We start from the raw sequence: 11572 nt of genomic DNA on the forward strand, positions 1-11572 counted from the left end.
AAATCTAGGTGCTTGGTTTATTCAGTTAAACCAAGCGCAGTCATCATTTTGTTTGCAACATCCACATGGTGCTGCATGGTTGAGAACTGCTTAGTTACCCCTTGTGGGCCATAAGCATAAACAGGCACTGGGGCTGCGGTATGCGTACCTGTTCCCCAAACAACATTTTGCTCTGAGGCAAGCGCTCGTGCAATTTTACCTGTGTAGTCTTCTTTCGCGTATACATAGAAATCACTAAAGTCTTCAAACGCAGGGATCATATCAGCGCTATTTTCATCGTATACACTCTGACCGACTTTTGCAGCATTATCTAGCGTCACTGTGTAAGCCGTCATATCTTCAATGGTCGCTTTCCAAGTTGGGCCCGATACATTTTCATAGACTTCATCAGGCGCAGCTTCTGCAAGGATATCGAAGAAGGTGCCTGTTTGCGCGTAAAGCTTGTCTAGTTGCGCAAGCGGGCCAAAGTTAAACTTAGGGTGATATTCTTTAGCAACCCCATTTACATACATACCATCGCCAGACAGGGTCTGTGCTTCAGGACGCTCATGCTTAGAGTAACTAAAACCAAAACTGCCCGTTTCATGGTCTGCAGTCACAACGACTAGTGTATCGTTACGGTCTTTTACCCATTCATGCACAGCTTCAACAGCTTCATCAAATTTAAGCAGCTCGTTTAACATCCAACCCGCATCGTTTGCGTGACCCGCCCAGTCAATTTGACCACCTTCAATCATTAAGAAAAAGCCATCTTCATCTTTAGATAAAATATCTAAAGCCTTAATTGTCATTTCTTTTAATGAAGGCTGCGAACAGCTGTCGTTTTGTTGACAAGCTTTATAAGCAATTGCGTCATTCATACCTGAATTTGCAAATAGGCCAAGTACTTTCTCACCTTCAAAACTATTTAGCTGTGCTTTATCAAAAGCAAGGCCATAACCGTGTTGCTCTTTTGCTTCAACAACTAGGTTAGTTTCATCTCCACGCTTTGATTTTTTGTATACGTTGCTTGGCATGCCAAGCGCGTCAAGCTGAGCTTTAACCTCTGCATTATCAGGTGTACTCTTTGGTACAAACACACGCGCACCACCAGATAACATCACATCGACATTACCTGAACGAACTAGTTGCTCCGCAATTTCTGCCTCATATGAGCGATGTGGCATATGTGCAGCGAAAGCCGCAGGTGTTGCATGAGTGATACGCGTATCTGAAACAAGACCCGTTGCTTTACCTGCGGCTTTGGCTTTTTCTAAGATAGTGGCGACTTTATTACCGTCGGCATCAAGACCTATCATTTCAGAGCCTGCCGCAATACCCGTTGCTAACTGTGTTGCCGAACAAGCAGAATCAGTCACAAGACTACCCGTTGCACCATGTGGCGCATTAAGCGATAAACCTAAATGACCACCCGCAGCAAGTTTAGAAAGCGCTGTTTGATTGCCTTTGTTTTTATAAGTTGAGTTTGGCGCGCGCTGAGCATACTCTTCAAGTAAGCCAACTTGCTGTGGTCCCATACCGTCACCGATCATAAGGATCACATTTTTTACTTGTGTCACTTCTTGCACTGGTACTTCTTTAATGACTTCAACTTCTTTGATCACCTCAACGGTTTTTGTATCGTCATCGCACGCGGTAAGTAGAATTGCAGAGATAGCAACTGTAAGTAACTTTTTATTCATTGTACTGTTCCTGAAACGTAATATTTGTCTGTAAGGCGGGCACAGTCTAGGCGCGTTACATGACTTTTTTATTTCAGCGAAGTGAAAAAAATTATTTTATTTCACAACAAGTTACATTATAACAATACAATTTAAGTGCGAAGCTACCCTGTACAGCTATCATGATTTAGAGTAATCACTCTCTACCTGAAGTACTGGTAAATAATTTAGAAATGGGTCGACTAGATAATCCAAATACAAAAATGCTGAGCAGCACCGTTGCCATCGCCACTTGAGTAATTTGCAAACCATTTGGCAATTCTTCGCTGAGGAGCATTAAGGTTAGCACCACCGAAGCTAACCCCTTGGGGCCAAACCAAGCTAAAGTAAAGCGCTCTTTGGTTGTCAGGTCACCACCTAACAAACAGAGGAATACTGGGATCAATCTAAACAAGGCGGTTGCTAACACTGCGTACACCCAAACCTGCCATTCAGTGACTGCCAAAAGCACCATGCTGGCCGACAAACCAAACACAATCCAGATTATAAAAGCCGCAAATTCGGCGAGGTGTTCGCCTTCTTCTATAAGCTGATCTTTAAACTCATCACGATAATATTTATCAAACAGTAAACCGCTGACAAATGCAGCAATAAAGCCGCTGCCATGCAAAGCTTGGGTTACCGAGAAAACTAAAAAAGCGATGCCAACAAAGAGAAAAGGGCTAGTTTTAGACGCAAAGTAATGATGTTGATAGGCACGTTTAAGTAACCAAATGATCACCCCAGTCAGTAACCCCGCGACAACGAGTGCAATCCCCACTTCACGCATAAAAATCCAAGCAAATGATTCAGTCGTCGCTTGCATTCGCTCAGCTAATACTCCCAGTAAAAACAGAAATACCGGAATACAGAGGCCATCATTCAGGCCACTTTCTACATTAATTGCCTCACGTAATCTGGAGGGCACAGACTTATCCTGAATGAAGGTTTTGCATAAAGTGGCATCGGTTGGGGTAATGATCACCGCAATTAAAAAGCAAGCCAACCAAGATAACTGAAACAGCTCATGAGCCACCCAAGCGCCAAATACCATGGTTAATGGCAGCCCTAGTAATAATTTAACCGGTAACTGAAAGCTGTGAGATAACACTCGCAATCGCGTTTTTGCAGCATCGGAAAATAAATAAATCGCAAGCGTCAGCTCAATTACGGGCAGCAGTGTCTGTAGGCCATTAATATCTACCGCTAAAGCTTGTTGCCCTCCCTCAATATTACCAAGCACAAAGCCTATCGCCCCGCCCGTTAGCACAAACCACATAGGTGCAGTGAGCTCAGCCCTATCTAATTGTCGAGCTGTGATGCTATAGATAAAAAGAGAAAGTCCAATTGCCGCGATCAAAGCATAAATCACGTTGCCATTCCTTTACTGAAAACCTGTTGCTGATAAAGCCAGTATGACAAATCTTATTCAGTTAAGCCAAACATGTAACCACACCCTCCTATCTCATTTAAAGCGAATCAAACAACAAAGAGCAGTAGGCGCGAGTTAATTTTTCACCTTTGTGTCATCGGAATGTAAAAAACCGTCATTACTCTATCTGCAACAAACTGGACTAGACCAGAAATTTAACCCAAACTTTTGAGAAAAGAGCAATGAAAAAACTAACCCAAATCGCTGCTGTCGTGTTACTCGCCACCAGTCCCAGCTTATACGCTGCGACTGGTAAACTTGTTGGTGTTGTAAAAGACCCACAAAGTAATCTGTCTGGCGCTGTTATCTCGGTAAAGGGCCAAGATGTTTCCACTGTATCTGATTATCGTGGTCGCTTTGAACTGCCAAAACTAGAAGCAGGTCGCTACACCCTAGTTGTGAAATATATGGGTTATCAGGAAACTGAACTTCAGGTTGAGGTGATTGATGGTAAAGTTACTACGTTGTCTCCAATCTTATTAAACCAACAACAAACGATGGAAGAAGTGGTCACGGTTGGGCAAATCTTCCGTGGCGAAATGGCCGCAGCAAATAACCAAAAAAATGCCAGTAATATCAAAAGTATCATTTCTGCCGATGGGATTGGTAAGTTACCAGATAGAAATGCCGCAGAAGCGGTGCAACGTATTCCAGGTGTGTCGATAGAGCGTGACCAAGGTGAAGGCCGTTTTGTTGCAGTACGTGGTTTACCGTCACAATGGAGCTCGGCCAGCATCAACGGTAACCGTCTTCCAACCGCAGAAGAAGAAACCACCAGCCGCGCCACTGCGTTCGACTTTTTTCCAAGCGAATTGATTGAGTTTGTGGAAGTGTCTAAAGCTATCACTCCCGACATGGAAGGCGATGCGATTGGCGGTAATGTTAATTTCGTGACCAAAAAAGGCGCTGATGATTTTATCCTCAAAACCAACTTTGCTGTGGGCCAAAACGAACTGGCCGATGGTACAAATTATTCTGCCAATGTGGTGTACGGCGATCGTCTACTCGACGACAAGCTGGGTTTTATTATTAACGCCACAGCGTGGCAGCGTGATTGGGCAACCGATAACTATGAGCCGCGCCGGGGTAACGATGGCTTAGGCATTTACCGTTTAGAGCTGCGTGATTATACAGGAACCCGTGAAACTTATGGCTTAAATGGCTCGCTGGAATATCAACTTGAAAGCGGCACGCTAAGCGCCAGCGCGCTATATGGCACACTGATTGACGATGAAACTCACTATAAGCACAGGCTGCGTTTTGATAAAGACCGTGCTGAGCTACAGCATATTCGCAACGAACTCATCACCGAAATGCAAGGCTTTGAAATTGCAGGTGAACATGACTTTGGCTTTGATAAAACGCTCTCTTGGCAACTAGCGACCTACGAAAATGAGTTCCGCTATGGCGACAAACCCAACAGTGAAGACAACAGCTACTTTGTCGCCCGTTTTGATCAAAAAAATGTGGGATATGTTGGACTTGAAGACCGCGATACCGGTAAAAATTATGCCTACAACCAAGTAGACGGCGGCAGCGATCCTTGGAACGCCATAAGTAATCACTTCCCCTCGGGCTTTACACTCGATCCAAGCAAAATGGGCTTGTCTTGGGTTGAGCTATACAAGGTCTACGTCAACGAAAAAGACAGACTGGTAGCCAATGCCGACTTTGACTGGCAATACAATAACCAGCTAGCCGTTAAATTTGGGGCAAAATACCGCGATAAAGTCCGTAAAGCTGACTTTGCCGATGAATTTTACGCGTGGGACAGCGAACAATATGGCGCAGCGCCAACGCTTGCAGACTTTGCCTTAAGCGATCAACCCGGTCGCAGCGATTACTTAAGCGAAGCCAAGTTTGATTATCGCACGCAGTTGTCGCAGGTGGCTTCCACCGATGCTCTTGCTCAGTTTTGGACGCTAAATCGCAATAAGTTCAAGCTAGATGCGGGTGAATCAGCACTCATCAGCAACGGTGGAGCACTGGGCAGAAACTTTGATGTTGAAGAAACCCACACTTCGCTCTACGGTATGGCAACTTACCAAGCTAACGACAACTGGGAAGTATTAGGCGGCTTACGCGTTACCCGCACCGATACCGAAGTGTCTGGTTACACTTATTTAGCCGACGAAGACAAAGTTGTTGATACCACCAACAGCAATGATTATTGGTCAATATTACCCGCACTACATGTTACCTATCGCGCCAATGACGATACCAATTATCGCCTTGCACTAACTCGCACCTTTGCCCGCCCTGACTTTGGCTCATTAACACCAGGGGCAACTTACCTTGAGCAAGACAATCAGCTTAACTCAGGAAATCCAGCGCTCGACCCTACGTACTCAAATAATCTCGACTTGATGGTGGAACATTATTTTGACCGCGTTGGTTTGGTCTCTGCGGGGGTATTCTACAAAGATATCCAAGACCCAATCTTCCAAGCCACCAGCGTTGGCAATTACAACAACAAGCAAGGCGTGACCATCATCCGTCCTGAAAACGGCAATAGCGCTTGGCTTGCGGGCATTGAGCTGGCATTTAACCGCGACCTTGGTTTTATTTCTGACAGTTTGAGCAACTTTGGGGTAATGACCAATGCAACCTTTATGGATTCTGAAATGCAAATTCCAGAGCGCACAGAAAAAGTGGCGATTCCACGTCAGGCCAATGAGCTTTACAACTTTACGCTGTATTACGACGACACCCGTTTTGCAGCTCGAATAGCGCTGAATCATAAAGGTGCTTATATCGAAGAGCACGGCGGCGATAGCCAATCGGATAGCTACTATGGCGCCAATACCAGCGTGGACTTTACAACGTCATACCAGCTTAACGAACAAACGTTAGTTTACCTAGAGCTAAGTAACCTCACCAATGAAGCATTGCAGTACTACCAAGGTGAGCAAGGTCGTCCATTACAGGTGGAATACTATGGTATCCGCGGCATGGTCGGCATTAACTACCAATTTTAGTACCAATTTACTTGATTAAGCCGATTGGTATACACCGGTTGACGGGCAATCCACAAAGGATTGCCCTCGAATTACCGAGGATCCTATGATGTTGCAGATCTCGCTATTTAACACCCGCCCGCGCTGGCTAAAAGACGCCCAAGGTATCGGCTTTGTGCTATTTGCCGCGACCAGTGCGTTTATGACTTACTTTTGTATGTACGCCTTTCGTAAGCCATTTTCGGTCAATACCTATGAAGCCTTTGATGACCCGAGCTGGGTTGTTAGCTTTAAAATTGCCCTGATCCTTTCGCAAGTGTTTGGCTACCTATGCGCGAAATTTATCGGCGTTAAAGTGATTGCTGAAATGCAGCATCATTATCGCGGCCGTGCGATTTTGGCCATGATTTTAGCCGCCGAGCTCGCACTGGTGCTATTTGCCATCACTCCTACGGGCTGGAATCTGGTTTGGCTGTTTGCCAATGGCCTCTCCCTTGGCATGATCTGGGGTTTGGTTTTTAGCTTTTTAGAAGGTCGTAAAACCACCGAAATCTTAGGTGCGGTACTCAGCGTGACTTTTATTCTAGCCTCTGGACTGGTCAGAACTGTGGGCAAATGGCTGGTGAGTGAACTCAATGTGCCTGAACTATGGATGCCAGCGGCAACCGGAGCGATTTTTCTGCCACTGCTTGTACTTAGCGTTGCTTGTCTCAATAGCATTCCAGAACCTACACAAGAAGATGAACAATTACGACAAAAGCGCGCGCCAATGGATGGCAAAGCACGGCTGGCGTTTTTTAAACAGTATTGGTTTGGAATAACCGTGCTGGTGCTTAGCTTTTTACTCTTTACCGGCTTTCGTGACTTTAGAGATAACTTCTCAGCCGAGATCTGGCAGGCCTTAGGGTATGGGCAAGAACCCGCGATTTTTGCTTATGCCGGGATCCGCATCGCCTTTATCGTGCTCATTGCGCTTGCCGCATTGGTGTTAATTAAAAATAACCGTATTGCATTTTTTGCCAACCATGGCTTTGTCTTACTCGGGGCTTCACTGCTGGCTGGTAGTACGTATTTATACCAAACCCAAAGTCTCGATCCTAAAACTTGGATGGTACTACTCGGGGCTGGTCTTTATATCAGTTATATCCCCTATAACTGCTTTTTGTTTGACCGCATGATCTCAGCGGTTGGCTCGACTGCGAACGCAGGGTTTTTGATTTATCTGGCGGATTCGGCGGGCTACATCGGCTCAGTGGGCATTTTGCTCTATAAAACTTTTGCCACACCTGAGCTCAGTTGGCTGCACTTTTTTACCATGGCTTGCTATTGGGTGGCGTTTATCGCAAGCGCCCTCGTAGTGAGTTCAATTATTTATTTTGCCGTGAAATTAAAGCGACCACGTAAGGCGTCAACGCAACTACGCGCCACGGCACTTTCATCACATATTTCCTAGCTAGGAGTCTTAGCAACATGAAACACATTGAAGCATTAATTTTGGATTGGGCTGGTACTGTGGTCGACTATGGTTCGATTGCCCCTACCAGTATTTTTGTTGAAGCATTTAAGCAAGCATATCAATTTGATATTTCCTTGGCTGAAGCACGCGGTCCGATGGGAATGGGCAAGTGGGATCACATTAATACCTTGCTACAAATGGACAGCGTCCGCACCCGCTGGATAACGCAATTTGGTCAGCCACCGAGTACGGCAGATGTTGACCATATTTATCAAACCTTTATGCCGCTCCAACAGGCAAAAGTCGCCGACCGAGCAGCCCCCATTCCGGGCGTGCTTGCGGTGATCAAACGATTACAACAACAAGGCGTTAAGATTGGCAGTTGTTCTGGGTATCCCAAGCCTGTGATGGACGTACTAGTGCCTGCCGCTGCCGACTATGGTTATCAGCCAGATTGTGTGGTTGCCAGTGATGAATGTGCAGCTGGCTCTCGCCCAGGCCCCTGGATGGCATTAGAAAACGTGCAAAGACTTGGGATTAATCGTGTATCAGGATGCGTAAAAGTCGATGATTCCGCGCCGGGAATTAGCGAGGGATTAAATGCCGGCATGTGGACCGTAGGACTTGCGTTAACGGGTAATGCCGTGGGGCTTAGCGAAGAAGAATGGACTGCGCTCGGTCACGAAGAGCAAAAAGCACGTTCCCTTAGTGCTTATCAGCAGCTTGGCGAGGCCGGTGCGCATTATGTGATTGACTCACTAGCCGACATCGAAATGGTCTTGGTGGATATTTCTGCTCGTATTGCCCGTGGAGAGCGCCCGTAATGCGCTTTCAGCCTTTTTGGTTTGATGAAGCAATCACTCAAGCCGATATTGAAGCCGCAGCTAGCGCGCCGTCTCATGGCGCGTTAGATACCCAAGTTTGTATCATAGGTGGCGGCTTTACTGGCCTTTGGACAGCCATAACGCTGAAAAAGCAAAAACCTGAGCTGAATATCGCCATCATTGAAAAGGACCTCTGTGGACAAGGTGCTTCGGGTCGTAATGGCGGAGCTATGCTGACATGGTCGACTAAGTTTGCCAGCTTAATTAAAGAGTTTGGCTTAGAACAAGCCTGCTTTTTAGTGCGCCAGTCGGAGCAGGCCGTTCATAACATTAAAGCCTTTACCAGTAAACACGGGATTGAATGTGATTGCCGCGTTGATGGTACTTACTACACGGCTTCTAATCACAGCCAGCGTAATGCCTTTGACCCCATTACCACCCTACTCGAGCAACACCAGCTTAATGCGTGGCAAACACTGGATGAAGCGCAGTTGCAAGCAACCGGCTCTAATGCCAACCTTGCTGGAATTTACTCCCCCCATGCCGGTAGTGTTCAACCCGCCAAGCTTGTGCGTGGACTGATGAAGGTGGCAAAAACCCTTGGGGTCAAAGTATTTGAACACACCCGCTACCTAAAGCACCAAGGCCAAGACACGCTAACCATTACCACAGATAAAGGCGAGATCAGAGCCAATCAGCTAGTATTTGCCGTTAACGCTTGGCTGCCAAGCTTATTGCCGCAGTTTTCTCGCAGCGTGGTGTTAGTTTCGAGCGATATGGCGATCACCTCCCCAGCACCTGAAAAGCTTGCGGCAATGAGGCTGAACCACGGTGCTCCGGTGATTGATGCACGCATTTTTGTGAATTACTACCGCACCACCTCAAGCGGTCGATTAATGCTTGGCAAAGGCGGAAATTATTTTAGTTTCAATAACCAAGTGAGAGACACCTTTCACCGTGCTAGCCGCTATCAAGCGATTCTTGAACGTTCATTTAGCCATTTCTTTGCACATCACCAGCTCGAGATTGAAAGAACTTGGACCGGCCCCTCAGACCGAAGTGTCTCTGGCATGCCTTTCTTTGGTCATTTAAATGGTCAAGCTAATGTGTTTTATGGCAGCGGTTACTCAGGCAACGGCGTGGTGCAATCCTATTTAGGTGGACAAATCTTAGCGAGTCTACTGCTTAATCAACATAACGACTGGCGTCACTGCGCTTTAGTCAACCAAACGCTTAAACAGTTTCCCGTCGAGCCATTTCGCACCGCGGGGGCCTTAATGGTGAGAAATGCCATTCGCCGTAAAGAAAGCGCTGAGGATAACAACACGCCGCCGCATAAACTCGATGTTTGGCTAAGCAAGCTTAGTGGCAGCGCAGCAAAATTAGATCCGAACGTGAAGCAGGAGTATATAAAGTGAATGCCATTGCACAAATAAAACAGCTATTCGAGCAATATGGTCACGCCACCTATGACGAGGCATGTAGCCAAATTTACCATGCCGAACAATGCGCCACCCTCGCGAAAGAAAATGGTTATGATCAAGCGACCCAAATCGCTGCATTTTTACATGATATTGGCCATTTTGTTGCTCAATCTCAGAATAACCCGGACTTTACCCCACAAGGATATAGCAATCATGGCGATTTAGGGGCAGATCACTTAACTCAGCTTGGCTTTGACCGAGAAGTGACAATGCTAGTACGCAAACACGTAGATGCGAAACGCTATCTGGTCAGTATTGATGAGAAGTATTACCAAACGCTCTCTCCTGCCAGCCAACTAACGCTAACAAGACAAGGCGGAAAAATGAGCAGCGAAGAACTTGCGGCATTCTCCAAGCTACCTGAATTGGACGCTATTATCGCGCTGCGTCGTTTTGATGATTTAGGGAAAGATCCGAGTTTAACCGTTTTACCTAGCAGTTATTGGTTTAGCCAAATAGAAGCCTATTTGGCGAGTTAGGCCAAATAGAAGCCTATTTGGCGAGTTAGGCCAATCTGAGTTTACAAGTCTCTGATTATAAATATTTATCCTGTCATAAAACGATAGTAAGCTTGTCACAAAAGGTTTTATCGACTCAATTATGCTGCTTTATCAACGTATTCGAAACCATATCCAAGCGCTGCTAGCCGCTGGCAGCATGACGCCCGGTGCCAAGTTGCCTTCAGAGCGTGCGCTGCAAGAAACATTTAGCTCAACACGGATCACTGTCCGTGAAGCCCTAGCACGACTAGAAGCCGAAGGACTTATCTTTAGCCAAAAGCGTCGCGGCTGGTTTGTCACCCCCGAAAAACTCAAATGGCATCCAGCTAAAAAAGTGAACTTTAACCACCTTGCCATTGAACAAGGCTTTACACCAACAACTCAAGTAGTCGCAATTAATGCCCCTTCCACAGAGCCTGAGTTTAGCCACTCTCATTTTGACGGCCAGCCGGTGTATGAACTAACTCGAGTACGTGCGTTAGATGGTCGCGCAATAATGATGGAACAGATCTATTGTGCAGCCGAACGTTTTGCCGACTTACACAACCAACCGCTGGATGGCTCAATCACAGAAGTGATGTCGACTCACTACCAAGTTGACGTCAGCTTTGAACAGTGTGTAATAAGCATCACCGTACTACCCGATGACGTTGCCGACAAATTAGAAAAGAACAGCGGCGCACCTTGTTTAAAGGTACTGCGCGCCCGCTATGACGCCGAGCAAGCGTTGGTGGATTACAATATTGAATATTGGCTCCATGACGCCATAGAGATGATTGTTGAAGGCGTGTAACTCCCGTCCCCGTAGGTCGTGCTTTAGCACGACAACCTTCCCAGAGCTACTGCCGCGTCAAAAACACCTTCATTAATTCTATATTCTACGTCTAAATGCGAGTTAGTGGTGGAATACTCTTGTATGCAAGAAATTAAGCATTATTGCAAATGATTCTCATTATGTTATAATAAAATTATGAATCGACAAAAACTAAAATAAATAAGTCGTTTCATTCACTCCTAGAAAAACCAATCTCATGTTTATATTTTTACTGCTGTCTTACTAAAGAATTGCGGTTTTCTGCTGCGTGCAATTCCATATTCATTCTAATTCAACATTATGTCCAACATGGGTTTTGTTAGTGTTAGTGTTAGTACACAGCTTAAGTATTGAAGTAGATGCTGGCTCTAGGATCATATAAAAATAAATATAGGAGTCGTAAGA

At 45.9% G+C, this 11572-nt stretch carries 8 protein-coding genes; 6 read left to right on the top strand and 2 right to left on the bottom strand.

What is annotated here, in order from left to right:
* Nucleotides 1-17: 17 nt before the first annotated feature.
* Both L1D50_RS00480 and L1D50_RS00485 read right to left on the bottom strand, forming a co-directional pair.
* Entirely contained in the window at nucleotides 18-1682 is a 1665-nt protein-coding gene (locus L1D50_RS00480) for an alkaline phosphatase (RefSeq protein WP_128728788.1), read from the bottom strand.
* 175 nt (nucleotides 1683-1857) lie between these two features.
* On the bottom strand, nucleotides 1858-3072 hold the full coding sequence (locus tag L1D50_RS00485) for a cation:proton antiporter (protein ID WP_128728789.1): 1215 nt from the start codon (nucleotides 3070-3072) through the stop codon (nucleotides 1858-1860).
* A gap of 242 nt (nucleotides 3073-3314) precedes the next feature.
* Between L1D50_RS00485 and L1D50_RS00490 the strand changes: the two genes are divergently transcribed.
* The 6 genes from L1D50_RS00490 to L1D50_RS00515 all read left to right on the top strand — a co-directional run bounded on the left by L1D50_RS00490 (nucleotide 3315) and on the right by L1D50_RS00515 (nucleotide 11146).
* Nucleotides 3315-6110 carry a TonB-dependent receptor gene (locus L1D50_RS00490; RefSeq protein WP_239965290.1) on the top strand — a complete coding sequence of 932 codons (2796 nt, stop codon included), beginning with the start codon at nucleotides 3315-3317 and terminating at the stop codon, nucleotides 6108-6110.
* Nucleotides 6111-6195: 85 nt separating this feature from the next.
* Nucleotides 6196-7542, top strand: a complete 1347-nt coding sequence (locus L1D50_RS00495) for a DUF5690 family protein (protein ID WP_235956500.1) — start codon at nucleotides 6196-6198, stop codon at nucleotides 7540-7542.
* Between the two features lie 17 nt (nucleotides 7543-7559).
* Nucleotides 7560-8369 (top strand): phosphonoacetaldehyde hydrolase, encoded by an 810-nt coding sequence (gene phnX / locus L1D50_RS00500; protein WP_138523598.1) that lies wholly within the window; start codon nucleotides 7560-7562, stop codon nucleotides 8367-8369.
* Nucleotides 8369-9787 carry an FAD-dependent oxidoreductase gene (locus L1D50_RS00505; protein WP_138523600.1) on the top strand — a complete coding sequence of 473 codons (1419 nt, stop codon included), beginning with the start codon at nucleotides 8369-8371 and terminating at the stop codon, nucleotides 9785-9787. Before phnX ends, L1D50_RS00505 begins: the two co-directional genes overlap by 1 nt.
* Complete coding sequence (locus L1D50_RS00510; RefSeq protein ID WP_138523602.1) at nucleotides 9784-10332, top strand: HD domain-containing protein; 549 nt, start codon at nucleotides 9784-9786, stop codon at nucleotides 10330-10332. The genes L1D50_RS00505 and L1D50_RS00510 overlap by 4 nt, the downstream gene beginning before the upstream one ends.
* A 121-nt stretch (nucleotides 10333-10453) precedes the next feature.
* Nucleotides 10454-11146 carry a UTRA domain-containing protein gene (locus tag L1D50_RS00515; protein WP_138523604.1) on the top strand — a complete coding sequence of 231 codons (693 nt, stop codon included), beginning with the start codon at nucleotides 10454-10456 and terminating at the stop codon, nucleotides 11144-11146.
* Nucleotides 11147-11572 lie beyond the last annotated feature (426 nt).

It is taken from the genome of Pseudoalteromonas sp. Isolate6, from assembly GCF_022398435.1.
Lineage (GTDB): Bacteria > Pseudomonadota > Gammaproteobacteria > Enterobacterales > Alteromonadaceae > Pseudoalteromonas > Pseudoalteromonas galatheae.